The sequence below is a fragment of the Paenibacillus sp. BT-177 genome (genome assembly GCF_025846815.2).
GTDB classification, from domain to species: domain Bacteria; phylum Bacillota; class Bacilli; order Paenibacillales; family Paenibacillaceae; genus Paenibacillus; species Paenibacillus polymyxa_C.
On sequence record NZ_JAOYTP010000018.1, the window covers coordinates 1 to 24517 of the forward strand.

Here is a 24517-nt window from a genome sequence, read left to right on the forward strand (position 1 = left end):
TTGGTGGCGATAGCGGAGGGGTTCCACACGTACCCATCCCGAACACGACCGTTAAGCCCTCCAGCGCCGATGGTACTTGGACCGCAGGGTCCTGGGAGAGTAGGACGTTGCCAAGCAAATAATAGTATGGCTCTGCATAGTCGTACTCAGGTCGTCGAGAAAGCTTCGACGGCTTTTTTATTTTCCTATCATTCAACATAACGTCCTATAGGTATATAATGCGTATATGCAAATTTGTGATAGTTACGAAAAAAGGCTGTTCCATGACTTTTAAAGGTCAAAGGAACAGCCTTTTATAACTTAATTTCGTAGACATTTCGGAGGGGAATTTCATCTTGAGCCGATCTGTCGATTACAGCGAAACGAAGCACTGCTCCCATTGGTCAGTAATGGATGCTTTGTCAAGCTGTTCTCCAATGAGTGTGACATATCCCTGGCTCACCGGAAGTGCGGTGGGTTGCCATTCCAAGTGACTTCCTGAGAATTGCAGAAGCATTGTGCCCTCATATGGGAGCACACAATAACCTTTCGCTCGAAGAAGCGAGGAACCTAGCCCGGTCAGGAAGTCTTCTAATCGTTGCTTTTCTAATGGCCGAGGAGAATATTGATGCAGTGTTAAACTCTCCAGACGGGAAAAGGAAGGGGGACGGTTACGATCATGACTGTGGTTATGAGGATGTGCAGAGATCACTTTGAATGCGGTATTTTTGAAGGTACTGCTAGGTCTTTCATTATCTTTGGCGGGAATTGGGGTAGGCGTTGCTTCTGCATCGTTGGGCTGCACTTGTGCAGATGTATGTTGAAATACTTGTACAGGTTTCGGATCAACCAGTACGGAGGTCAGGACAGGTTCCAGCAGTGGTCCAAGGTCAACGCGGCTGTATTCAGTAGTTTGTAGCTTAGCTGTATTGTTGAGCTTGCGGATGTTCTTGACGACCTTAGCCACTTCACGGCTACTTGCGACATCCGTTTTGTTCACCACAATGAAGTCGGCGGAGCGAAGCTGTCCATGCAGAGTCCGAACCAGCTCCTTGTCTGCAGTAAAGCGGCTGTTGTATTCATGGAACAGCACAGCATCCACCACACTGATGCTGTGAACCAGATACAGCCGATCTGCCAGCAGTGGAGAACGAAGTTCCTCCAACACTTGCTCGGGGTTGGCTACTCCGGTGGTCTCCATGAAGATCACATCCGGCTTTTGGATGAGTAGGGTATGCAGTGCGCCAGCCAGCTCATTTCTTTTGCTGCAACAAATGCAGCCCTCTAGCAGTCCTTCCACTGTTACGTCAGGCATTTCCTCTGAAATAATAGCGCTGTCTACATCATATTCGCCCATTTCGTTCATTAAAACAGCAGCACGAAGGGGAATCTGGCGAGTATGGGCTAACAGCCGCAAAAGTAGCGTTGTTTTGCCGCTTCCAAGAAAACCACTGATTAATATAACAGGAACCTTGTTCATCATTTTTCCTCCTTGGTGGGTTTAGTTCGCTGCATTCAAGCGATCATAGGTTGCTACCGAGTCTGCCTGGGTATAGACATAAGGAGATTCTGGCTGCTTGACAGTCGTTATTTTATTGGATCGAATTTCAAGTACGGGTGTATTGCCCTTTTGCGTTGCATGCAGTGTTCCTTCAATAGTCACCCAGGTATCCTTGTCAAAGGATGGAGGGTTCTGGGATTGAACGATAATCCCGAATGGCATAGCATCGGCAGTACAGCACATAACGAGAAATCTTCCTACTGCAAATAGACCTTTACCCGGTAGGTTGTCGTCTTTATAGACAAAGCCAGTCACCTGTACCTTTTTTCCTTGAAAAGCGTGCTTATACAGTTCGATCGCTCCTATAGTTTCGGAGAAAATCTCCGGATGGATCTGTATAACGGGTTGCTGATACAGACGTTTCGCCAGCTCGGCGAACTCTACATTGTACTCATCCGGCGGAACGAACAGCTTATCCAGCGCTTCCTGACTCCATTTTCCCCTTAGTGGGAGCGAAGTTGGTGTGAAAGATGTAGTTGATACAAGGGAGGAGGCGGGTGTGTTCGTGGTTTGTATGTCTGTTTTTCGTCGGATATCCGGGTTGGGATAGGTGAAGGACATACCTTTTTTGGCTGCCATATCACTGCCAAGCGCCTGATTGGGCAGCAGTGAGCCGAATAGCAGCGGAATGAGCAGCATTCCATATACGAGTGTTTTTTTAAACCAGCTTTGCGGTAACGGATGCTCACAATCGCATACATCTTGACCATCCGGCCCTCCCACGATTACGTGCCATGCCATCGCCAAAGCGATGAACATAAGTGGCACAGGACAGAGTAAAAGCAGCTTTTGCATGTGCGGAGCCAAGTAGTAATGAAGTGCACTCGTGCGGTGTAATGTGATGATGTATACAGCTAATCCGATCATGAGCAAGGAGCGTATGCCATATTGGCAGCGGATGCTAAAGGTTGAATTCATGTTTGTATTTACCTCCCCAATAACCATTCAGCAGCTATAGAGCCGATCAGAACGAGTGAAATAATGAGCAAGCCCAAGATCACGACAAATTTGGTGCGAAAGGTGCTGAGTAGCATGAGTGTGCCTTTGAAATCAAGCATCGGGCCGAGTACTAGAAAGGCTGCCAGTGGACCCAGTGTAAAGGTATGCGAAAAAGCAGTAGCTACAAAGGCATCGGAGGTGGAGCACAGCGACAGCACATAGGCAAAGCCCATCATAAAGGCGTACGAGCCGGCCGTTCCATTGCTTAAGGAAAGCATTTCATCACGTGGGATAAAGGTTTGGATGCAAGCTGTCAATAATGCGCCGATAATGAGATATTTACTCATGTCCAAAAACTCATCGCCAGCATGTACAAAAAATCCTCGCCATGTGCGGTTATGCTGATGAATCTGATTGTTCTGCTTTTGCTGGTTAAAAGAGAGCAACGACCGTTTGAGCGGATGCACACGCACAAAGGCATATACGATCAATCCGATGGTCGCGGAAACGACAAAGGCCAAACCCATTCGAACGACAGTGACCTCAGGGTGGGAAGGGAAAGCCATCATCGTGGCAGCCAGTACTACGGGATTGATAATAGGTCCGCTTAAGATAAAAGTGATACCCATATAGGCAGGCATTCCCTTGAGCATTAATTGGCGAACGACAGGGATCATGCCGCACTCACAGATGGGAAACAGCATACCTAGCAAGGAGGCGAGCAGGACACCCGGCACACGATGCGCAGGCGCTATTTTGCGAATCCATGTCTCCGGTACAAGCCACTGCAAAAGGGATGAGATAAGTACACCGATCAGGAGAAACGGAACAGCCTCCAGAAAAATACCCATAAATACCGTCTTTAATGACTGCAGCTGCCCCATACCTAACAAACGAAGCCACTGAGGAGATAGCGTAATAAGCACAGGGATGAGAAAGGCAAAGGGAATCATAAAAGGCAGCATCTTCAACAGCGTACTGTTTTTCATTCCACATCTCCTTGGGAATAAGGATTCTTATCTACATCCTATGCCTGTGTTGGGACAATCATGCCGCAGGATTATGATTGAATCACCTCCTATATTGACAATTCAAAGCATGGCCATATATATTTATGTTTGTTAATAGTAATTATTACGATTAAAAATCGTCAAATGATTGCAAGAAGAAAACTTTTACGGTACGATCCATATTAGTGCTGTAAAGACAAGGAGGATTATATGATACCGATTGTTGTTTTATCCGGATTTTTGGGCAGCGGGAAAACAACTCTTCTTCAGCATGCGCTGGCTTACTACAAGGAGCAGGGTCTCAAGCCAGCTATTTTGATGAATGAGTTGGGTGATGTTAATCTGGACGGCAGTTTAGTGAACGACCAAGCCCCCATGAAGGAAATGCTCAGTGGCTGTATATGCTGTACCATTCGCGGGGATTTGGGCGTCGAGCTCATGAATCTTGCTGAGGAATATAAGCCGGATGTGATTATTGTAGAATGTACCGGAGTGGCTAATCCAATGGAGATTGTAGATGCAGTGACAGATGCCTCTATATATTCTTCTATGGTTTTACAATCTGTTATCACGGTCATGGACGCGCGTCAATTTCTGGATTTTTCCTTGGGTAGTGAGAGAAGCAAGTCGTTTCGTTTGATGCAGGATCAGCTACGATGTGCTTCCAAACTGATTATTAACAAGACTGATTTATTGGCTGCGGGAGAATTGCAGAAAGTACAGGCCTTTGTAAAAGAATTAAATCCTTATGCTTTGACTGTAAGCACGGAGCGGAGTGACGTAGATCCGGTTACCTTTTTCTCCATTCAAGGAGAGAAACGGATGGATGTTTCGCGGCAAAAGGAGTCCACAGTCGATATCGGGAAAGATCATCATGCGGAAAATCGTCTTCACACGTATGGTCATGATGACCATACAGACCATCATCCTCATGACTATCATGAGCCTGAGCATCACGACCATGACCACAAACACGGAGAGCATTATCATTCCTACGACCATGTAGTTGTTCATACGCATTTTTTTGGACAACCTGTGTCACGATTCGAGTTTGAACAGTTGTTCCGCAGTTTGCCTGCTGAAATTTACCGGGCCAAAGGAATTGTTCGGTTCTTGGAATCGGAGGGTCAGATGATGTTTCAATTTGCCTATCGTGAGCTGGAAATCATTCCGATCCGACCGCAAAAGCCAGTGAACGATGTAGCGGTTATTATGGGCGAGAATTTCTCTGCTTCTGAGATCGAGGAACGATTGAAAAGGCTGGAAGCGGCTGTAAAGCCACTGGCTAGTTCATGATTTCGAGAACAAGCAGCGATTATTCATCCAAGGCTAATTCTCGAGCTGATCTAGCAGGGAAGCCTCCATGGAGATTTACAACAATTCTGTTGCTGCTAACTGCTGTGCTGGTGCTGTCAGTTACACTCGCAGTCATGCTGGGACCTGTGGCTGTCGCTCCAGGGACAGTATGGCGAATTGCGCTGTCCCATCTGCCCTGGCTGGATCAGTGGGTACCCATGACATGGACCAAACCGGAGCAATATATCGTCTGGGAAATTCGCTTTCCGCGTGTGCTGCTAGGTGTTGTCGTGGGAGCAGGGCTTGCTGTTACCGGAGCGGCTATACAGGCATTAATTCGCAATTCGTTAGCGGACCCCTATATTCTAGGAGTCTCGTCGGGGGCTTCAGTGACAGCGACGTTAGTTATTGTGTTTGGAGCTTTTGGATTTTTGGGACGACTTGCACTGCCCCTATCTGCTTTTATAGGCTCCTTAGCTGCAATGCTCATGGTGTTCGCGTTGGCTCGTGTGGCCGGGCGTATATCGACGCCCCGCTTGCTATTGGCAGGGGTAGCGGTATCTATGATGCTGTCGGCTGTGACTAGCTTTATCGTTACGATGGCTCCGAATGAAAAAGGCATCCGTGACGCGATGTATTGGATGATGGGAAGTCTGGCAGGCGCTCAATGGGATACGCTTTTTATTCCAAGCCTCATTATAACCGTTGGAACGGCCGTCCTTTTAACCCGATACCGTTCACTGAATGCTTTGCTAACGGGGGAAAAAGCCGCCGTAACGCTCGGTGTGAACGTGCAGGCGTTCCGTGTATTATTGGTTGTTGTCGCTTCCCTTTTAACCGGGGCAGTCGTATCAGTTAGTGGCTCAATTGGCTTTGTCGGGCTTATGATTCCACACATCGTTAGGCTAATAGTGGGATCGGATCATCGACGTGTCCTGCCTGTCAGCCTGCTTCTGGGAGCTATCTTTGTCGTGTGGGCAGACGTATGTGCCCGGCTCGTGCTTGCTCCGCAGGAACTGCCGATTGGTATTGTAACAGCTGTGTGCGGGGGACCCTTTTTTGTATGGCTGCTGCGGCGCAGCTCCTACTCGTTTGGAGGCGAAAAATGAATATAGAAGTCGAATGCGTGACCTTCAGTATTCACGATAAACGATTGATCGACGGTATCAGTCTCCAGGTGAGAACGGGAGAGCTGGTCGGGCTGATAGGTCCCAATGGCAGCGGCAAATCGACGTTGCTTAAGAATATGTATCGTGTGTTAAGACCTGATAGTGGTTTGGTGACGCTGGATGGCCAGGATTTACTACGGATGAAGTACAAAGAGACGGCACGACAAATGGCAGTGGTAAGTCAGGATGCGCCCCAAACGTTTGATTTTTCAGTACGGGACATCGTCCTGATGGGCCGCCATCCTCATAAGAGGCTTCTGGAAGCAGATACCATCTTCGATCATGAACTGGTTGAGCAGGCGCTGGAGCGGGTAGGCATGAATGCTCAAGCGGATCAGGGGTTTGCTACCCTGTCGGGCGGTGAAAAGCAACGGGTATTGATCGCCAGAGCTTTGGCCGGGCAGGCAAAATTTCTCATTTTAGACGAGCCGACGAATCATCTCGATATCCGGTATCAGCTGCAAATTCTCGATTTGGTCAAAACACTTCAGATCACTGCTTTAGCTGCACTGCATGATTTAAATTTGGCGGCATGTTATTGTGACCGATTGTATGTATTAAAAGAAGGCAAGGTGGTGGCCTCCGGCATAACAGAAAATGTGCTTCAGCCTGACCTGCTACGCAGTGTATTCGGGGTGGAAACAGAAATTCGCATTCATCCGAAGACCGGGAAACCGAGTATTACCTTTTTACCGGATTCTCTCAGAGGTGGAGCCGTCCACGACATTAACAGAACAAATGGTGATCCGATGAAGTCAGTTAAACTGTGAATGATAGAGGAGACGGTACATATGAATAAATATAGCAAACCCGCATTGCCGCTGGTTATGCTTGCTTTGGCGATGATGCTGTTGTTATCGGCCTGCACAGCAGGAAACACGGCTCAAACCACAAATTCATCTGCAAACGGGCAGCAACCTGATGCATCGCAATCAACGGCCCAAGAGAAGGCAGTAGAGATTGAGAATATGGGTGTAAAAATGGTATTTCCCGAAGCGCCCAAACGCGCGGTTACATTGAACCAGCATGCGACAGAAGTTATGCTGGCCCTTGGGCTGGAATCTTCTATGGTAGGAACTGCATATTTGGATGATCAGATTTTGCCTAAATATAAGAATCAATATGATAAAATCCCGGTTCTGGCCAAACAATATCCGTCCAAAGAGGTGTTTATGGCTGCTGCACCGGATTTTGCCTACGCGGGCTGGAAGAGTGCCTTTAATGATAAAAATCTGGGTTCCCGTGAGGAGCTTGCCCAACAGGGCGTGCAAACCTATGTACAGGAATCCTCCAATAAGCCGGGTCCTATACTAGAAGATGTATATCGGGATATACTAAATATTGGACGTATTTTCCGGGTTGAGGAGCGCGCAGAAAAACTTGTAAATGACATTCGTGCACAAGTGCAGTCCATTCAGACTCAAATTGGTACGGTTGAACGGGCACCCAAGGTTTTTGTCTATGACAGCGGCGAAGACAAGCCATTTACGGCTGCCAACAATTATCTGACGTCTTTGATTACAAGTGTGAAGGCAAAAAATATTTTTGATGATATCGACAAAAGTTTTACGGAAGTAAGCTGGGAAGAGGTCGTAAACCGCAACCCTGATGTTATTATTATTCTCGACTACGGAGATACTTCACTGGCTGATAAAGAAAAGCTGCTGTTGAGCAAGCCTGCACTAGCTGGTGTCGAAGCGATCAAAAACAAACGGTTTGTGGTGTTGCCTCTATCCGCAGCAGCTGAAGGCGTGCGTGCTCCGATTGCACTGAAAACCTTGGCTGTAGGCTTGTACCCGGACAAAGTGAAATAAACAAACAAAAGAGTTGCCAAAACATTGACGAACCTTGCCTAAACTGTTAAACTTGCTAATGCGTAAAGGTTACGTTTATCAAGCGCTTATTTTTTTATTACCAAATCGTAATAATTACGGTAGATGGTTTAATGATCATAAACGACCTGGAGAATCTGCGCTATGATGACCGCTCAGATGGCTCCAGGCTTTTTAAAGGAAAAGGAGATTTGTATCATGTTATTGGCCTCATTGGAACAGGTCACATTTGGCTACGGAGATGTTCCTAACTTGGTGGATGCCAATGTTGAAATTTTTTCCGGAGAATTTGTGGCTATTACCGGACCGAATGGTGCTTCTAAATCGACGATGCTCAAATTGCTGCTCGGTTTACTTCAGCCTTGGAAGGGCAAAGTGTTTATGTCCGACCGTACAGGTGAAGGCAAAAAGCTCGTTGTCGGATTTGTATCACAACAAATTGCTGCCTTCAATGGAGGGTTTCCAAGTACCATTCTGGAATTTGTCCGTTCGGGTAGATACACTCATGGCTCTTGGCTGCGCCGGATGCGGGCTGAGGATCATGATCTGACAGAACAGGCGCTTCGTCAGGTAGGGATGTGGGATTTACGGCATCGCAAAATCGGCGAATTGTCTGGTGGACAGAAGCAACGTATTTGTGTGGCAAGGGCACTTGCTCAGGAATCGGATTTGCTCATTTTGGATGAGCCTACGACCGGAATGGATCAGGAAAGCCGACATCACTTCTACGATCTGATGAATCAACAGGTTAAGGAATATGGAAGAACCGTAGTCATGGTTACACATGGACTATCGGAAGTGCAACATTATTTGGATCGTATTATTGAGCTTGAAAGGAAGGAAGATGGCGGATGGAAATGCTGCACTACGACTTCATGCAGCGGGCATTTTGTGCCGGTGGGGTAATTGCACTGCTGGCCTCGGTGCTTGGAGTTTACCTGATGCTACGGCGCCAGGCTCTCATGGCGGACATGCTATCGCATGTATCGCTGGCAGGGGTGGCAGCAGGTGCCTATTTAGGGATTAACCCGACGATAACTGGATTTATTGTTGCCGTGATCGGCGCGATTATTGTTGAATACGTCCGCAGGTCTTATAAAACATATAGTGAGATTTCTGTGGCTATTATAATGGTAGGCGGCCTCTCGACGGCTGTTATTTTAATGAATCTGAATCAGAGCATCAACAAAGGCTTTTCCGCTTATTTGTTTGGTTCGGTAGTAGCCGTCAATCAGACAGAGCTGATGTTAATGATCGTTGTGGCTGTCATCGGTGGTATTTTCTTTTTTGTGTTCCGACGCCCTTTGTATCAGATTACCTTTGATGAAGAAACGGCAAAGACCAATGGTCTTCCTGTCAAGTCTATCTCGTTTGCGTTTAGTATTTTAACAGGGATGATTGTAGCTGCAGCCATGCCGATTGTCGGTGTGCTGCTCGTCTCCTCATTAATCGTACTGCCTGCTGCCCTGGCGATTCGAATTGCACCGAGCTTTGCGGCAGCTATCTGGATATCCATGATCACCGCATTGATCGGCGTATTTATGGGATTAACCGCATCATATGAACTCAGCACACCCCCAGGGGGGACGATTGCTATGGTGCTATTATTATTCCTGATCGTAGGAGCTAGTATTCAAAAGCTGGTCCGTAAGCTTGGCAAGCAACAGGCTTCACGACGTAAGAATACGGCAGGTCAGTGAGCTTATAAAAAACTAAAACATAAGGAGTTATGAATATGAATACATGGTTCAAAAAATCATTTGTATTGTCTGCGGGGCTAGCACTTATTTTGGCCGGTTGCGGAGCTAAATCTGATAATGCAGCCACGAATGCATCCCAAACCGAACCTAATACGGCACAAACAGCGGACAGTGGTAAAAAACTGAATGTGGTCACCACTTTTTATCCAATGTATGAATTTACCAAGCAAGTTGCCGGAGATCATGCTAACGTAGCTGCGTTGATTCCTGCCGGTGCTGAGCCGCATGACTGGGAGCCAAGCGCCAAGGATATGGCACAGGTTAAGGATGCTGATGTATTTGTTTATAACGGGATCGTCGAAGGTTGGGCAGAACAGGCTTTGAGTAGTGCATCGAATGATAAGCGTGTAGTAGTGGAAGCAAGCAAAGGGTTGAACCTGATGGAAGGATCTGCTGAGGAAGAAGAAGGAGAAGAAGCACACGCAGAGGAAGGCCATGATCACGATCATGTGCTGGACCCTCATGTATGGCTTGATCCGGTCTTAGCTCAAAAAGAAGTAGAAGCTATAGAAGCAGGGCTTGTAAAAGCCGATCCTGCAAACCAAGCAGACTATGAGAAAAACGCTGATGCTTATATCGCTAAGCTGAAAGAACTGGATAACGAGTTCAAAACGGGTCTGAAAGATGTAAAACGTAAAGACTTTATTACGCAGCATGCTGCTTTTAGCTATTTGGCGAAGCAATATGGTCTGACCCAAGTACCCATTGCTGGTTTATCTCCAGAGCAAGAGCCTACACCGGACAAATTGGCAGGTATTATCAAGTTTGCTAAAGAAAATAATGTAAAGACAATTTTCTTTGAAACATTGGTTGATCCGAAGGTTGCCGAGACCGTAGCTACGGAAATTGGTTCGAAAACGGATGTGCTGAATCCGCTTGAAGGGTTGACAGATGAAGACAAGCAGAAGAATCTAGATTACCTGGGTGTAATGAAAAACAACCTGGAGGCTTTGAAAAAAGCTCTGAATGAATAAGCGAACTTTAAACGAATAGTTTAAAAAAAGACGTCGGCATAATAGCGGCGTCTTTTTTTATGCCTGTTTAAGGAGTCGATCCAATGATTCTTCTCACTTTTAAATTCGCCTGCATAGTGCTAAGGGTTCACTGTATACCTAGTACTTTGTAATCTTCATACTATAGAGATGATTTACATCATTGCGAAACGTTTTTATTGAAATTAATGCTGTAGTAGCTAGTTTTAAATTCTTTTTATAATTCAATGGTAGCGTTTTTCTTTTTACAGATTCTTTCTATTAATATAACTAGTTTTTTCACCGATATTGAAGTTTGGGCGTGCATTTCATAAGACAACGGATTGGAGAGGTTAACTTGGCAACAGTTATAATAGTGGATGATTCTTTATTTATGCGTTCTGTGCTTAAGGATATTCTGTTGGATTTAGGTCACTCTGTTATTGCAGAAGCGGAAAATGGGTATGATGCAGTTTTGAAATATGCACACTTTCGACCAGATTTAATCACCATGGATATTAATATGCCTAAAATGGATGGGCTTGAGGCTGTTAAAAAGATTGTAGAGCTTGATCCTAAAGCTAACATCTTAATGTGTTCTGCTTTGGGTCAGCAGGAAGCCATTATACAAGCATTTAAGGCAGGAGCAAAAGATTTTATTGTTAAGCCATTTGAGATGGAAAGGGTCGTGAATGCAGTCACAAAAATGCTGGATAATTAATGAATCAAGCTTTTAATACATAATACTGAACATGTTGAAGCGGGAGTTCCATACTTATTTTTCACGAATATGGAGATGAATAGGATGAGCAATCGAGTATTGTCTCAAAAAGTATTTATAGATGAACTGATCGCTACGATCAAGAGTGGGGGGCTTGTTCCTGTAAATTATGAACACCTCATCAGTGAACAAAGGGGAAAAATGGATGCTCTAAACAATGAACTCACCGTTCGTATAGAGGCATTAGAGACAGATTTAATCTCTGCTTCGACATTTTCCATTCCGTTTGCCAATGGTGAAATTATGTTTCTTGCTCGTTATATTGTACTCATTGGGGATTATACCGAGGGTTACTTTGTATTTTATCGAGCAGAAGACTGCGAAAGTCCAGAAGAATATCAATTTTTAACAAGCTCTTATCAACTTCCACATGTATTGCTCGAATTATCTCACACTTTAAAGGAGCATGGTACTAATGAGCCACTTAATATTTTGACTTATTGGAATGGCCCTGTGTATCCGCTGAAAGATTTGAATAAAGAGGATATTAAGCTGTCCACCTACGAGTTTTAAATCCCTTGAGAGAGGCCACTCCCTCAGGGGATTTTTTTACATTGATAATCAAACGCATGTTCGCATATAATACAAACAAACGTTCTGATGAGGAGTGAAGGATGATGCTGGAGAAATATGTGGGACAGATCGTGGAAATCGTGTATATGGACCGAAAGGGCAAACTGTCTCATCGGCAGATAGAAGTGCATCGTGTGCAGAATGGTTTGATCCGGGCCACCTGTTTGCAAACTGGTCAGCCACGTGTTTTTCGATTAGATCATGTATTGGCATGGCATCCGGTAACCAGAACAGCATAGGAGGGGCTTACGATGGGAAAAAAGCTTGAAGGAAATGGCATATGGGAAAGCTCGCGTATGATTTTGCCTGAGCATCGGGAGGCATATGTAAGACTGATGAAGGAGCAGGGAAGACGCGGCAAGCCGACACTGGACGATCAGGAGATACAGCAGATTGAACAGGCCATTATCGTATCCTATAACGAACGGAAGCCTATTACACTAAGAGTGTTTAATCCGTTTGATGATGAGGAGCTGCGCGGACTGGTTACAGTGATTAACACAAGTCGGCGAGAAGTGAAGCTATCTCGTGGGGAAGAGGATTTTAGCTGGATTAAGTTGGAGGAAATTATCGAGGCGGATATCTAAAAATGGTCGGACTCAGAGTTTTTTTACATGGGTTCTATCGTTTTTTATAATTAAGATTGTAGCTCAGTGAATCCAGATTTACAATAAAACTGTAACTACAAAGGGGGAGTCAATTTGAAAATAAGTAAACATAATGCTGAACATTATATATGGGGAGAACAATGTGATGGTTGGCGCTTGGTGAAAAATGATGATTTGAGTATTATTCATGAGCGCATGCCGGGAAATACACATGAAGTCAGACATTATCATCATCATGCGCGCCAATTTTTCTTTATTTTATCAGGTGCAGCGGTACTTGAAGTGGATGGTGAACGCATCCAATTAGGATCTCAGGAAGGGTGTGAGGTTCCTCCTATGGTGCCTCATCAAATGTTTAATGAAACGAGTGAGGATGTTGAATTTTTGGTTATCTCTCAGCCTGCGAGCAGAGGCGACCGGGTTCTGACCGAAAACTAATATTAGGAGACAGCAGATTCCAAACGTATATAGGTCAAATAATGTTAGAGTATAAAAAACCAGGCTAGCACATGTAAATCAAGTGCCCGACTGGTTTTTTTCTTTAATAGATGCCCGTTGCATCTGCAGGGAGAGCTTTTACGTGATAAAGATAGTTTGTTACACGTTGATCGTCCTCAATCGGGTATCTATAACCATAATGGTTCGCCACCTTCTGGGCAACTTCTCTAAATAAATTACCCATGATAAAAAGAGACTGCCACATATGTTCATAATCTGCATCCGCAAATGTTTGGATGTAGGCCGTCCAATGTTCAGGCTCAAGGTGCTTCTCGAAATATTTTCCCTGCTTACCTGGATCTGCCGTGAAGTCGGTTTGTATACCCATATGCCATTCCAGCATGAAGTGAAGCGCATCTCTTACAGGTCGATCTAACATGAATTTGGCATAGGGAAGCTCATGCCGCCATAGTCCTTTAGCCACATAAGTACTGACCCACCAGAACTCATTGCAGGAATCTGCATAGGTTTGGGCGGTTGGAGGGACTGTCTTATAATCTTGAAGATTTGGCGGTGGAAAAGGCTTCACCAGTCCGTCTTTATCTAGGAGCAGTACACTTAAGCTGTCTCGAGGCCAATTGTCGATGTTAGCCACAGGGCAGAGGGTAAGATCTATGCGATTGCCATCCGTAAATAACATAAGAAAAGCAAAGCGATCACGGGACGTCACAGTAGGCTCCGCATGTTCATCGGGCGTCTGCATAATGATCAATTCTCCAAAGTGGTGAATCCAGCCACGTTCCTGAATAAAGCTGTCCATGGAAGATACGAGAAAGACGATGTCATAATCCTGAAAAATATCTCGTTGAGCATGTGGATTGGCGCGTGAACCATTCATAATCACAGCACGTACTCGTTCGTCCTCTTGAGCAAATTGGAGAATGGTATGCAGCATCTCTTGTTCACTTCTCACTATAGTCGTCTCCACAAGCGGTATCGAAAGGAAAAAAACGTAGACAAGACAGCAGTAGAAATAAAGGCCACCAGTTCAAGGATCATCAAGAAAAACGACCTCCTGTAAGTTCTTTTATCTGGGAAAAGTATCCTATCCTTACAATAGCCTATCCATGGAAGCCATTCAACTGTATGGGAGAGGTATGTTCATCACCGAATGTACACTTGACCGAATTGTATGTTTTATCCATAATGAAGCGAGGCATCAAGTACAGACCATCTTAGAGCCTAATCCTCTAATACGTTTAAAGGAGTGATGATGTTTGAAAACGAACAAACAAATCAAAAAGCTTATGAGAGGTTTATGTATTTAGAAGAATAAGAATCTCTCATAGGTTTATGGGAGGCAACTCGGACAAATGTGTGCTCATCACATGATTCAAGGAATGGAACTTGCGGGATCTTGTTTTTATAAGGCATTCGGTCTTTTTGATACAATGAGGCATCACATATCGATTCAAGGTGTCATTAGCGGCACCATACCGGGTAGGATTTTTTTATCTAATGATGGGGATACCGCTGTATTGAGCAACCCCCAAGGTATTTTTCTGGGAGGAAGTCCGGATAATAAAGTCTTCTTTAAAGAAATCAACATGTTGCTTCAAGAAATCCTATTACCTCAACTGGCATCCAAAGGAGAATTAGACTACGTGCTATATTACCCGACAGATGAGAAGTGGGAAGCTGCTCTTGAAACTGTGATGAAGGGTATACGACCGATGAAGAGTGGGCGAATGACGTTTACTCAGCACTTGGAAGGCGTAGCTGGCCCGTTTGGGGAGGATATCATAGCAATAGATCGTGAACTATTAAAGCAGCGGCATCTAGCGGGTCTTGAGGATATCATTCATGAGATCCTGGACGGTTGGCCCTCTCAAGCCGCTTATGAAAAAGGTGGATTTGGATGCGCTGCCATTCAACATACGGAGGAAGGCCCGGCCATTGTTAGCTGGTGCTTAACCGATTGGGTCGTGGGTCAAGAGTGTGAGTTAGGCATTCAAACTGTTGCGAGCTATCAAAAAAAAGGATGGGCCCGAAAGGTAGCTCTCGGTGCGCTTTCTCTGGCCAAACAACGGGGGATCGCCAGCGTCGGCTGGCAGTGCTGGTCCGATAATATAGCTTCTCAAAGAACAGCCTTATCTGTAGGCTTTACATTGTTTGGGGATTTTCCGGTTCTGTTTGGATGGAATCTTCCCTTAAATAATCTTCTGGTGAACGGGAACTATTATATGCATGGCAATATAAAATATGGTATAGCACCTGATTACGCCCGCTCAGCCTGGAGTTATGCACAAGCACTTGATCAAGGCTGGGATTGGAATGGAGATGCGGGGCTATATTGGAATGCCGCCTGCATGTTTTATTTAACGGGTGAACAAGAACGCGCACAACATTATTATCAGAAGGCAATCCAGAAGGGGTGGAGAGACATCCATCAGCCACATTATCATAATTTTATTTATAAGGAAGCAAACAGCGAGCAGATTGCTCGTATTCTTACTGAATCGATTGAATAAAAGGATAAAATGCAATAGAGGAAGGCCGCCATATCTGGCGGCCTTTTCTTGTTGGAGAAGAGCTTCTAAAGAGGGAACTCATAAAACCTTGTTTCATTAGTGGTATCTTTCACAAAGAAAGCGTCTTCCAGTCATCGTGCTTAAAAGAATTGTTCAGAATTTGTTCAGTGACGACATTGTATAATACAAGCAGCAATCATAGATTTATTTCAATAGGAGGAAAGGTATGCATTTTTGCAAGTCTACTAAACGATTCACATATGCATTGACAGCAGTATCACTAATCTTCTCATCGGCCATCTCGGTGGCAGATGCTGGTGCGGCACTAACCGCACAACCCAAATTAATCCAAGACGGAACATGGAGCAAGTCTGACACTTGGATGGATGCTCCAGAAAACTATGTTGGCAGGTCTTCGGACACAGTGTTAGGATATTACCGATCAGCGATTCAGTTTGAAATGCCCGAGCTGACTGGTAAGGTTGTAACGAAGGCAACCTTGCGTATTCATATCTCTTCCATCGGCTATAGCTATAACTTGAATCCTTTTTTGACCGTGTATGGATCGACTGCCGATGTTTGGAGCAACGAAGCTTTTCCACTGAACCCGACGGATCAGCCTTTGAATACGAAAACAGGCTCAGACCTTCAAGTAGGCTGGGTTGATTTTGATGTTACCCATTTTGTACAACAACAGACGGATGATATTGTCTCCTTTGCATTGCTTGCCAATGAAGAAGGGAACCCTGGAGACTATTCGGAAATTACATATTCAGCCGATGACAACGGCGTAGATATTCCCCAGTTGATATTGGAAACAGCAGCCCTGCCCGCTGTATCCAAAATGCCTGAGGTAGCTGCTGTAACTACTGAAGAAGATATCCCGACATCCAATATAACCATTACACCAAACCCGCAAGATTCAACGGTAGTGACACATTATCAAGTTACGAACGTTATCGGGGGCAAGCTGTATCATAGTGATGGGGTAACGGAGATTCCTGATGGAACTTTTATCACGGCAGCAGAAGCCAGCGATGGCGTGAGGTTTGTGCCTATGGCAAACGCCAACAATGCAGCGGGAGATACCTTCTCGTTCGATGTAAAGGCGGCCCAGAGTGCAACGGGGGATGGACTAAGCGATGCTACTAGGGCTGTTGTTCATGTTACGGAAGTAAACGATGCTCCGACAGCTCAAAACGAAACGCTATCCTCCATTTCAGAAGACTCAGGAGAGCGGACCATCCCTTTTGCAGAACTGCTTGCGCATGCGTCTGCTGGTCCGAATGAGAATGGTCAACATCTAACGATATCCTCAGTCAGCAGCATTGCAGGAGGGGCTGTACGTTTGGATGGAACCAATGTGATTTTTACACCTCAGTCGGATTTCAATGGAACCGCTAGCTTCTCTTTTACCGTCACCGATGATGGAACATCGAACGGCGTCTCAGTCCCGCAGTCGGTGGACAAGCAAGCCTCCTTTGCGGTCAATTCTGTCGCTGATGTCCCTAATGTGACAGACGCTTTGACAGAGGAAGACAAGCAAAGCTTTGACGGACTGATCCTTACTCGTAATCAAGTGGATGGATCTGACGTGTCGTATTTTAGAATCTCAAACATTATTGGTGGAACCCTCTATAAAAACGATGGGGTAATGGAAATCCGAGATGGTCAATTCATTTCTGTAGGGGATGGCGAAACAGGGCTTAAATTTACGCCAAATCTTTATGCTAACTCTCCATCAGGTGATCATTTCAGTTTCGAAGTACAATCATCGCTAGATATGGCTGGAACAGGGATCAGCGAGCCGAACCAAGCCAGAATCACTGTAAGTGAGGTAAACAACAGTCCGATAGCTGTGAATGATACACTGCCATCGTTATCGGCAAATGCAGGAGCACAATCTATCGCTGTTGATGAACTCTTAGCGAACGACACGGCAGGCCCTGTGAATGAGAGCTTACAACATCTTAGCATCGCATCGGTAGAAAATGCGCAAGGTGGGACGGTAGTTCTAGACGGATCGGTTGTGTTATTCACTCCGAATTTAGACTACCAGGGCCCGGCAAGTTTTGATTATACTGTGATTGATAACGGCACAACCAACGGAGCATTAGATGTGAAGAACTCGACAGCTACCGCTTCATTCTCTATCAACTCAGTACCAACGCCAGATCCAACACCAACGCCAGAACCGGCGCCAACGCCAGATCCGGTGCCAACACCAGATTCGGTGCCAACGCCAGATCCCGTACCAACACCAGATCCGGTACAAACAGATGACAATTACACAGAATTGCGTGCTTCTATCAATAATAGAAAAATGCTAGTAGGGGATACAGAACGGGTTATAGCAAACGTTGTAAAATCAGACTCGTCAGAGATAGATGTCAGTGATAAAGCAACTTGGACTTCCAGCGATGCGAATGTCGCTACGGTTAATCAGGGAGAGATTAGAGCACTTTCAGAAGGGAACACGGTAATTTCCGCCACATACAGCGGATATAGATTTAACGTTCCAATTACCGTAACAGCTGTTACTGCTCCCGCACCCAATAATGCTGGCAGTGATTCCAGTAGTTCCAGCGGTAGCGGGTCTGACCATCGAAACAGTGACCATTCTAGCGATGATTCCAGCAGCAATACGGCAACATCAGCTGTATCATCTTCATCGGTAACTGTATCTAAAGAACCAGTAGCTGTGCCTGAAGAACTGGTGACTGAACCAACTGTTCCTGTGCAAGACATATTCAACAGTAACGTAGTGGTTGCAGACAACAAAGTACTGCAGAATATAAAATCTAAAGCAGAATCTGCTTTAAATTCTTCTACTAATGTTAAACCGTCAGGCCTACAAGGACATTGGGCAGAAAAGACGGTCGATACGTTTTCAAAGCTGGGTATCGTAAATGGATATAAGGATGGCAGTTTCAGACCTGATGGTGAAATTACCCGTGCAGAGTTTTCTACTATTATCTCTAGAATCTTCGATATTAGTGGTGGAAACCAGCCTGTGGTTTTGAACGATATTGGGGATCACTGGGCGCAGGATGCCATAACAAAACTGACCACAGCAGGAGTATTAAACGGTTATGAGGACGGTACATTTAGACCAGACCAAACGATCGTTCGTCAAGAAATGGCTGCCATTTTGGCGCGGATCTTGGATTTAGACCGATTGAAAAAGGACACCTCGAATGAAAAAAGCTTCACCGACCTGTCCACTTCTTTTGCAGCTGATACGATTAAACAATTAGCACAAGCTGGTGTGCTTTCGGGTATAAGTACGAGTCAGTTTGGACCTAAGTATCATGCGTCACGTGCTGAAGCCTTGACTGCGATTTATAATGCACTTAGTTTGAACAGCGAAATTAAAACCGTATTGGAAAGTTTGGAGCAGTAATCTGGAATGATGTAGAGGCGAGCCTATGTGGCTCGTCTTTTTGGTTGAGAAGCAACGTGACAATTGTTATGTTGTACAACAATCCATCAACCATATAGTTGATGAGCTTTAAGACTTGGTACCTACGGCAAGCATATGCGGGCTCATACCGATCACGGATTCCTGCTCTTCAACCTGCTGTGCTATATCCAGCAAACGTCTGCGATGGGAGGGAATCGCCCATTTTTCTTCATATCCGGGTGCAATCCAGACGGGGCCTTCCACACCCAAAACACGAGGCTCCTGCAATCCAGCCGCCTGCCAGTCTGCACGCAAGGCATCCGGTGTATGAAAGTAGGAGCGTGTGATAAAAGAGGGATAAGCCGCCGGTCGTACATGCTGACCATCTGTTAACTCCTGTCTGACCATATCCATGAATGCATCTTCCTCTAAAATGGTATTGCACTCGCCGTACACCGATAGCCCCCACAGTAACGAGCCAAACCTGGAAATAGCCGAAGTAATCAGCGTTCCCCCCTTTTTTAAGACACGCGCTGCTTCTTGCAGGGCTTTTACTCGTTCCTTCTGTTCTGTTAAATGATATAAAGGTCCCATCAATAGCACGATGTCCGCGCTTTCATCTTTACGATCAATATTTCTGGCATCTGCGGTTTCCAGCTTGCTGATAATGGGTTTATTCAGTTGCTGCTGACGAGCAAATTCAATGGCTTGCGAAGAAAGATCAAATAGATGAACTTCATATCCCAGTTCTGCCAGCCACGAAGAGTAGACCCCTATACCGCCGCCGATATCATAAATAACATGAGTGGACTTGCTGAGATAACGGGAAATGATTTCTTTTGATCTTTCCAGCTCTATTTTTCCGATGCCTCGCTCTAATCTGCCTATTTCTGCACCGCCATCATAATAAGCCAGAATTTCATGCGTATCTTTTTCGAACATAGTGCATCTCACCTCATATGATTGGAATAATATAACAATAGCACTAACATCAAGAACAAGTCTACCGTACCTTTGAAGAGGTATCCACTTTTACCAACTATGAACTTAGGATACCTATAAAAAGCCAATTTGGGGTCCGGGTTGGCTTTTGCTAAGCAGTAAAGCTCATCATCCACGATTTGAACCCCACAAATATAAATTGCATATATTATCAAGCAAGTCGATCCATAAGATATGAGTTTGAGAGGGGAAGAATACGTGATCATACATGTATACGCATTATGCTGGAACGAAGAAAAGATGCTCCCGTTTTTTTTTAAGCACTATGATAATATAGCCGACCAATATTACATTTTCGATAATGACTCGACTGATAATTCTATATCCATGTTAAAGGCACATCCCAAAGTAAATATGAATAGATTTGAGATCGAAGGTAATTCGGTCGTGAGATCAGCACAAGATCTATTCAACCAATGTTGGAAAGAAAGTAGGAATAAGGCAGACTGGATTATTATCTGTGACGTAGATGAACATTTTTATCACCCTAACCTTAGAACATATTTGCAGGAATGTACTTCGAAAGGGATAACATTGATTGTCCCTAATGGTTATGAAATGGTTTCTGATTTTTTTCCTAATAGCCAGCAACCATTATATGAAACGGTAAGGAATGGTGTAAGAAGTCAAACGTACGATAAGCCTCAAATATTTAATCCAAGTGCGATTCAAGAAATAAATTTTAGCCCTGGTAGGCATACTGCTGAACCTGCTGGGAATGTAATAAAGCCATCTAATAATGAAGTACTATTGTTACATTATAAATACTTGGGATTTGACTATCTGAATTCACGTTTCTCAGCCTTGAAACAAGGGCTACGGGAAGGGGATACCACTAATCGATGGGGATTTCACTATTTGTGGGATGAAAAACAAAAAATGGGACAATTTAAGGATTTAAAAAATAGATCTGTAAGAGTGTTGTAGCATGAGCTGTTGTCGCAAGTGACATTTGTAAGTAACTATTATAACCTTCACTGTTTCTGTGTAAACGTGCTTGCAAGAGAGTATAGTTTATTTGAAATTGATCTACAAGGATAAAGGCACTTTTTTCTCAGGGTGCCTTTATCCTTTTTTATGGTTGGAAAAGAAATTGGTGAATCAGCTTGCTTAATGCTCGGTCACTGCCTTTTAATGTCCCCAGAATTAAAAACGGCTTGAATAAGTAAATATCTATTTTAATTTTAATAGGTAAACAAACAATCATATGTAACAAGTTATTAATATGATACATGGAGCTACATTAATCCCTATTCTGTTCTATATAGATTGAACTTTAAAAAATATAGTAGATAAAGGTCTAAATATATTTTTTAGTTCAATATATATATATAGTATTTTTATATAATATGGATTTGTAGTTAATAAATAGAAAAGGAGAGATGAACTTAATGGCTGTATTATCAACTGGACCTATTGAGAATAGTCCTGTTAGTGGGATCAGGCCTATTCAGCAGGTTACCGTTAAAATAATTAACCGTGATTTGGTCAATTCTTCAACTATTTTAATTCAGGGCTACATTTTAAATGGTTTACGAACATTGTATGTACTAGAACAAATAGCTTTAGCCCCCAATGCAGTTGTTACGAGAAATTATCTAGCGAACTTCGACGCATATGAATTCGTTTTTAACACAAGCGGTTTAGCAGAAGAAAGTACTGATATTTCAGTTTGGGGAAAAAACGCGAGCGGTACAATCATTGATGTTCAGCGTATTGTTGCGGATGAGCAACTAGGGTCTTAAAACTCAACATATGTATAGAGATAGAACCACAATCGCAGCAAATGGTTGAGACATAAAATAGAGGGAACAGGGTCTTGAGAAAGATCGTTGTTCACAAAAATAATTTGCTTTTTACTAGAGAGGAGGGAGTACCTAAATGGCAGTATTATCAACTGGACCCATTGCAAACGATCCTGTTCTAGGAGTCAGACCCACCCAACTGGTCACTGTAAAAATAGATAACCGAGATTCTGTAAATTCTTCTACTGTTTTAATTGAGGGTTTTATTTTAAACGGTAGCAGAACATTATATGTACAACAACTAGTGGCAGTGGGGCCCAATGTGGTTTTAACTAGGAATTTCTTTGCAGGTTTCGACGCATTTGAATTCGTGTTTACCACAAGCGGGCCAGCAGAGGATGAAACTCAAATTTCTGTTTGGGGTAAAGATGCATTGGGGCAATTAGTACCTGCGCATCGGTTAGTATCTGATGAACTTTTAGGAACCGATCAAGGCGTCCAAGGACCTCAGGGTGTTCAAGGACCTCAAGGTGTTCAAGGGCCTCAGGGTGCTCAAGGACCTCAAGGTGTTCAAGGCGTCCAAGGTGTCCAAGGACCTCAAGGTGTTCAAGGGCCTCAGGGTGCTCAAGGTGTTCAAGGCGACCAAGGACCTCAGGGAGTTCAGGGAGCCCAAGGCGACCAAGGACCTCAGGGTGTTCAGGGAGCCCAAGGCGATCAAGGACCTCAGGGAGTTCAGGGAGCCCAAGGCGACCAAGGACCTCAGGGTGTTCAGGGAGCCCAAGGCGACCAAGGACCTCAGGGTGTTCAGGGCGTTCAAGGGGACCAAGGACCTCAGGGAGTTCAGGGAGCCCAAGGCGACCAAGGACCTCAAGGAGTTCAAGGAGCCCAAGGCGATCAAGGCCCTCAGGGTGTTCAAGGAGCCCAAGGTGACCAAGGCCCTCAAGGAGTTCAAGGAGCCCAAGGCGACCAAGGACCTCAAGGCGTTCAAGGAGCCCAAGGCGACCAAGGACCACAGGGTGTCCAAGGCGATCAAGGACCTCAGGGTGTTCAGGGAGCCCAAGGCGACCAAGGACCTCAGGGTGTTCAGGGCGTTCAAGGGGACCAAGGACCTCAGGGAGTTCAGGGAGCCCAAGGCGACCAAGGCCCTCAAGGAGTTCAAGGAGCCCAAGGCGATCAAGGCCCTCAGGGTGTTCAAGGAGCCCAAGGTGACCAAGGCCCTCAAGGAGTTCAAGGAGCCCAAGGAGACCAAGGACCTCAAGGAGTTCAAGGAGCCCAAGGCGACCAAGGACCTCAAGGAGTTCAAGGAGCCCAAGGCGACCAAGGACCACAGGGTGTTCAGGGAGCCCAAGGCGACCAAGGCGATCAAGGACCTCAAGGCGTTCAAGGAGCCCAAGGCGACCAAGGACCACAGGGTGTTCAGGGAGCCCAAGGCGATCAAGGACCTCAGGGTGTTCAGGGAGCCCAAGGCGATCAAGGACCTCAGGGAGTTCAAGGCGTCCAAGGCGATCAAGGACCTCAGGGAGCTCAAGGCGTTCAAGGCGACCAAGGACCTCAAGGCGTTCAAGGCGTCCAAGGCGACCAAGGACCTCAGGGAGTTCAAGGCGTCCAAGGCGACCAAGGACCTCAAGGTGTTCAAGGTGTCCAAGGCGACCAAGGACCTCAGGGAGTTCAAGGCGTCCAAGGCGACCAAGGACCACAGGGTGTTCAGGGAGCCCAAGGCGATCAAGGACCTCAGGGTGTTCAGGGAGCCCAAGGCGATCAAGGACCTCAAGGCGTCCAAGGAGCCCAAGGCGATCAAGGACCTCAAGGCGTTCAAGGAGCCCAAGGCGACCAAGGGCCTCAAGGAGTTCAAGGAGCCCAAGGCGACCAAGGACCTCAAGGAGTTCAAGGTGTCCAAGGCGTCCAAGGCGACCAAGGACCTCAAGGAGTTCAGGGAGCCCAAGGCGACCAAGGACCTCAGGGAGTCCAAGGCGATCAAGGACCTCAAGGCGTCCAAGGTGACCAAGGACCTCAGGGAGTCCAAGGCGATCAAGGACCTCAGGGAGTTCAAGGAGCCCAAGGTGACCAAGGACCTCAAGGAGTTCAAGGTGTCCAAGGTGACCCAGGACCTCAGGGAGTTCAAGGCGTCCAAGGCGACCAAGGCCCTCAGGGAGTTCAGGGAGCCCAAGGCGACCAAGGACCTCAGGGTGTTCAAGGCGTTCAAGGAGCCCAAGGTGACCAAGGACCTCAGGGTGTTCAAGGCGTTCAAGGCGACCAAGGACCTCAGGGAGCCCAAGGCGACCAAGGACCTCAAGGCGTTCAGGGAGCCCAAGGTGACCAAGGCCCTCAAGGAGTTCAAGGAGCCCAAGGCGACCAAGGCCCTCAGGGAGTTCAAGGCGTCCAAGGCGACCAAGGACCTCAAGGCGTTCAAGGTGTCCAAGGCGACCAAGGCCCTCAGGGAGTTCAAGGAGCCCAAGGCGACCAAGGCCCTCAAGGCGTTCAAGGTGTCCAAGGCGACCAAGGACCTCAGGGAGTTCAAGGAGCCCAAGGCGATCAAGGCCCTCAAGGCGTTCAAGGTGTCCAAGGCGACCAAGGCCCTCTAGGTCCACAAGGTGTTCAAGGCCCTCTAGGTGCTCAAGGCCCTCTAGGTCCACAAGGTGCTGAAGGCCCTCTAGGTGCTCAAGGCCCTCAAGGCGACCAAGGCCCTCAAGGAGTTCAAGGTGTCCAAGGCGACCAAGGCCCTCAGGGAGTTCAGGGAGCCCAAGGCGACCAAGGACCTCAGGGAGTTCAAGGCGTCCAAGGCGACCAAGGCCCTCAAGGAGTTCAAGGCGTCCAAGGCGACCAAGGCCCTCAAGGAGTTCAAGGCGTCCAAGGCGACCAAGGCCCTCAAGGAGTTCAAGGCGTCCAAGGCGACCAAGGCCCTCAAGGAGTTCAAGGCGT

The 24517-nt window shown here is 45.9% G+C and carries 23 protein-coding genes and 1 rRNA gene; 19 read left to right on the forward strand and 5 right to left on the reverse strand.

What is annotated here, in order from left to right; translation table 11 throughout:
* Window positions 1-116 (forward strand): 5S ribosomal RNA (gene rrf, locus OIU26_RS25325).
* Window positions 117-352: 236 nt separating this feature from the next.
* Here the strand turns inward: rrf and OIU26_RS25330 are convergent.
* The 3 genes from OIU26_RS25330 to OIU26_RS25340 are packed head-to-tail and all read right to left on the reverse strand — an operon-like array spanning window position 353 to window position 3468.
* Window positions 353-1462, reverse strand: a complete 1110-nt coding sequence (locus OIU26_RS25330) for a CobW family GTP-binding protein (RefSeq protein WP_264218366.1) — start codon at window positions 1460-1462, stop codon at window positions 353-355.
* Window positions 1463-1480: 18 nt separating this feature from the next.
* The gene (locus OIU26_RS25335) at window positions 1481-2458 is read right to left on the reverse strand and encodes a TIGR03943 family putative permease subunit (protein ID WP_264218367.1); all 978 of its coding nucleotides are present in this window, start codon (window positions 2456-2458) and stop codon (window positions 1481-1483) included.
* Between the two features lie 8 nt (window positions 2459-2466).
* Window positions 2467-3468, reverse strand: coding sequence for a permease (locus OIU26_RS25340; protein WP_264218368.1), 1002 nt, complete (start codon window positions 3466-3468; stop codon window positions 2467-2469).
* Window positions 3469-3699: 231 nt separating this feature from the next.
* Between OIU26_RS25340 and OIU26_RS25345 the strand changes: the two genes are divergently transcribed.
* From OIU26_RS25345 to OIU26_RS25400, 12 genes are all read left to right on the forward strand, one after another.
* On the forward strand, window positions 3700-4785 hold the full coding sequence (locus OIU26_RS25345) for a CobW family GTP-binding protein (RefSeq protein ID WP_264218369.1): 1086 nt from the start codon (window positions 3700-3702) through the stop codon (window positions 4783-4785).
* Window positions 4782-5894 carry an iron ABC transporter permease gene (locus OIU26_RS25350; RefSeq protein WP_264218370.1) on the forward strand — a complete coding sequence of 371 codons (1113 nt, stop codon included), beginning with the start codon at window positions 4782-4784 and terminating at the stop codon, window positions 5892-5894. Before OIU26_RS25345 ends, OIU26_RS25350 begins: the two co-directional genes overlap by 4 nt.
* Entirely contained in the window at window positions 5891-6724 is an 834-nt protein-coding gene (locus OIU26_RS25355; RefSeq protein ID WP_264218371.1) for an ABC transporter ATP-binding protein, read from the forward strand. The genes OIU26_RS25350 and OIU26_RS25355 overlap by 4 nt, the downstream gene beginning before the upstream one ends.
* Window positions 6725-6745: 21 nt before the next feature.
* Window positions 6746-7768 carry an ABC transporter substrate-binding protein gene (locus tag OIU26_RS25360; protein WP_264218372.1) on the forward strand — a complete coding sequence of 341 codons (1023 nt, stop codon included), beginning with the start codon at window positions 6746-6748 and terminating at the stop codon, window positions 7766-7768.
* A 216-nt stretch (window positions 7769-7984) separates the two neighbouring features.
* Window positions 7985-8692: a metal ABC transporter ATP-binding protein gene (locus tag OIU26_RS25365; RefSeq protein ID WP_170973163.1), complete on the forward strand. Its 708-nt coding sequence runs from the start codon at window positions 7985-7987 to the stop codon at window positions 8690-8692.
* Complete coding sequence (locus OIU26_RS25370; RefSeq protein WP_014599709.1) at window positions 8638-9486, forward strand: metal ABC transporter permease; 849 nt, start codon at window positions 8638-8640, stop codon at window positions 9484-9486. Before OIU26_RS25365 ends, OIU26_RS25370 begins: the two co-directional genes overlap by 55 nt.
* Before the next feature lie 35 nt (window positions 9487-9521).
* Complete coding sequence (locus tag OIU26_RS25375) at window positions 9522-10520, forward strand: metal ABC transporter substrate-binding protein (RefSeq protein WP_264218373.1); 999 nt, start codon at window positions 9522-9524, stop codon at window positions 10518-10520.
* Between the two features lie 355 nt (window positions 10521-10875).
* Entirely contained in the window at window positions 10876-11238 is a 363-nt protein-coding gene (locus OIU26_RS25380) for a response regulator (RefSeq protein ID WP_014599711.1), read from the forward strand.
* An 84-nt stretch (window positions 11239-11322) separates the two neighbouring features.
* Window positions 11323-11811: a hypothetical protein gene (locus OIU26_RS25385; protein ID WP_016818449.1), complete on the forward strand. Its 489-nt coding sequence runs from the start codon at window positions 11323-11325 to the stop codon at window positions 11809-11811.
* Between the two features lie 104 nt (window positions 11812-11915).
* Entirely contained in the window at window positions 11916-12110 is a 195-nt protein-coding gene (locus OIU26_RS25390; RefSeq protein ID WP_017428465.1) for a hypothetical protein, read from the forward strand.
* A gap of 12 nt (window positions 12111-12122) precedes the next feature.
* Window positions 12123-12458, forward strand: coding sequence for a YolD-like family protein (locus OIU26_RS25395; RefSeq protein WP_016818450.1), 336 nt, complete (start codon window positions 12123-12125; stop codon window positions 12456-12458).
* 114 nt (window positions 12459-12572) lie between these two features.
* A complete protein-coding gene (locus OIU26_RS25400) occupies window positions 12573-12917 on the forward strand; it encodes a cupin domain-containing protein (protein WP_016818451.1) in 345 nt (114 codons plus the stop codon).
* A gap of 103 nt (window positions 12918-13020) precedes the next feature.
* On the opposite strand, the gene OIU26_RS25405 is transcribed toward OIU26_RS25400, so the two are convergent.
* Window positions 13021-13890: an aminoglycoside 6-adenylyltransferase gene (locus tag OIU26_RS25405; protein ID WP_264218374.1), complete on the reverse strand. Its 870-nt coding sequence runs from the start codon at window positions 13888-13890 to the stop codon at window positions 13021-13023.
* A gap of 415 nt (window positions 13891-14305) precedes the next feature.
* Between OIU26_RS25405 and OIU26_RS25410 the strand changes: the two genes are divergently transcribed.
* Both OIU26_RS25410 and OIU26_RS25415 read left to right on the forward strand, forming a co-directional pair.
* The gene (locus OIU26_RS25410) at window positions 14306-15448 is read left to right on the forward strand and encodes a GNAT family N-acetyltransferase (RefSeq protein WP_264218375.1); all 1143 of its coding nucleotides are present in this window, start codon (window positions 14306-14308) and stop codon (window positions 15446-15448) included.
* A 226-nt stretch (window positions 15449-15674) separates the two neighbouring features.
* Window positions 15675-18851, forward strand: coding sequence for an S-layer homology domain-containing protein (locus tag OIU26_RS25415; protein ID WP_264218376.1), 3177 nt, complete (start codon window positions 15675-15677; stop codon window positions 18849-18851).
* A 108-nt stretch (window positions 18852-18959) separates the two neighbouring features.
* Here the strand turns inward: OIU26_RS25415 and OIU26_RS25420 are convergent, their stop codons facing one another.
* Window positions 18960-19793, reverse strand: coding sequence for a class I SAM-dependent methyltransferase (locus OIU26_RS25420; RefSeq protein ID WP_264218377.1), 834 nt, complete (start codon window positions 19791-19793; stop codon window positions 18960-18962).
* A 258-nt stretch (window positions 19794-20051) separates the two neighbouring features.
* Between OIU26_RS25420 and OIU26_RS25425 the strand changes: the two genes are divergently transcribed.
* From OIU26_RS25425 to OIU26_RS25440, 4 genes are all read left to right on the forward strand, one after another.
* Window positions 20052-20780 (forward strand): glycosyltransferase family 2 protein, encoded by a 729-nt coding sequence (locus tag OIU26_RS25425; RefSeq protein ID WP_165084330.1) that lies wholly within the window; start codon window positions 20052-20054, stop codon window positions 20778-20780.
* Window positions 20781-21244: 464 nt separating this feature from the next.
* Entirely contained in the window at window positions 21245-21598 is a 354-nt protein-coding gene (locus OIU26_RS25430) for a hypothetical protein (protein WP_165084328.1), read from the forward strand.
* A 512-nt stretch (window positions 21599-22110) separates the two neighbouring features.
* Entirely contained in the window at window positions 22111-24180 is a 2070-nt protein-coding gene (locus tag OIU26_RS25435; RefSeq protein WP_264218378.1) for a BspA family leucine-rich repeat surface protein, read from the forward strand.
* 72 nt (window positions 24181-24252) lie between these two features.
* A partial coding sequence (locus OIU26_RS25440; RefSeq protein ID WP_264218379.1) for a hypothetical protein occupies window positions 24253-24517 on the forward strand: 265 nt, incomplete at its 3' end.

What these genes read in the sequence shown, in the direction of transcription:
- OIU26_RS25330 (WP_264218366.1), bottom strand. Translation starts at nt 1,462, where the DNA reads ATGATGAACAAGGTTCCTGTTATATTAATCAGTGGTTTTCTTGGAAGC.
- OIU26_RS25335 (WP_264218367.1), bottom strand. Translation starts at nt 2,458, where the DNA reads ATGAATTCAACCTTTAGCATCCGCTGCCAATATGGCATACGCTCCTTG.
- OIU26_RS25340 (WP_264218368.1), bottom strand. Translation starts at nt 3,468, where the DNA reads ATGAAAAACAGTACGCTGTTGAAGATGCTGCCTTTTATGATTCCCTTT.
- OIU26_RS25345 (WP_264218369.1), top strand. Translation starts at nt 3,700, where the DNA reads ATGATACCGATTGTTGTTTTATCCGGATTTTTGGGCAGCGGGAAAACA.
- OIU26_RS25350 (WP_264218370.1), top strand. Translation starts at nt 4,782, where the DNA reads ATGATTTCGAGAACAAGCAGCGATTATTCATCCAAGGCTAATTCTCGA.
- OIU26_RS25355 (WP_264218371.1), top strand. Translation starts at nt 5,891, where the DNA reads ATGAATATAGAAGTCGAATGCGTGACCTTCAGTATTCACGATAAACGA.
- OIU26_RS25360 (WP_264218372.1), top strand. Translation starts at nt 6,746, where the DNA reads ATGAATAAATATAGCAAACCCGCATTGCCGCTGGTTATGCTTGCTTTG.
- OIU26_RS25365 (WP_170973163.1), top strand. Translation starts at nt 7,985, where the DNA reads ATGTTATTGGCCTCATTGGAACAGGTCACATTTGGCTACGGAGATGTT.
- OIU26_RS25370 (WP_014599709.1), top strand. Translation starts at nt 8,638, where the DNA reads ATGGAAATGCTGCACTACGACTTCATGCAGCGGGCATTTTGTGCCGGT.
- OIU26_RS25375 (WP_264218373.1), top strand. Translation starts at nt 9,522, where the DNA reads ATGAATACATGGTTCAAAAAATCATTTGTATTGTCTGCGGGGCTAGCA.
- OIU26_RS25385 (WP_016818449.1), top strand. Translation starts at nt 11,323, where the DNA reads ATGAGCAATCGAGTATTGTCTCAAAAAGTATTTATAGATGAACTGATC.
- OIU26_RS25390 (WP_017428465.1), top strand. Translation starts at nt 11,916, where the DNA reads ATGCTGGAGAAATATGTGGGACAGATCGTGGAAATCGTGTATATGGAC.
- OIU26_RS25395 (WP_016818450.1), top strand. Translation starts at nt 12,123, where the DNA reads ATGGGAAAAAAGCTTGAAGGAAATGGCATATGGGAAAGCTCGCGTATG.
- OIU26_RS25410 (WP_264218375.1), top strand. Translation starts at nt 14,306, where the DNA reads ATGATTCAAGGAATGGAACTTGCGGGATCTTGTTTTTATAAGGCATTC.
- OIU26_RS25415 (WP_264218376.1), top strand. Translation starts at nt 15,675, where the DNA reads ATGCATTTTTGCAAGTCTACTAAACGATTCACATATGCATTGACAGCA.
- OIU26_RS25420 (WP_264218377.1), bottom strand. Translation starts at nt 19,793, where the DNA reads ATGTTCGAAAAAGATACGCATGAAATTCTGGCTTATTATGATGGCGGT.
- OIU26_RS25430 (WP_165084328.1), top strand. Translation starts at nt 21,245, where the DNA reads ATGGCTGTATTATCAACTGGACCTATTGAGAATAGTCCTGTTAGTGGG.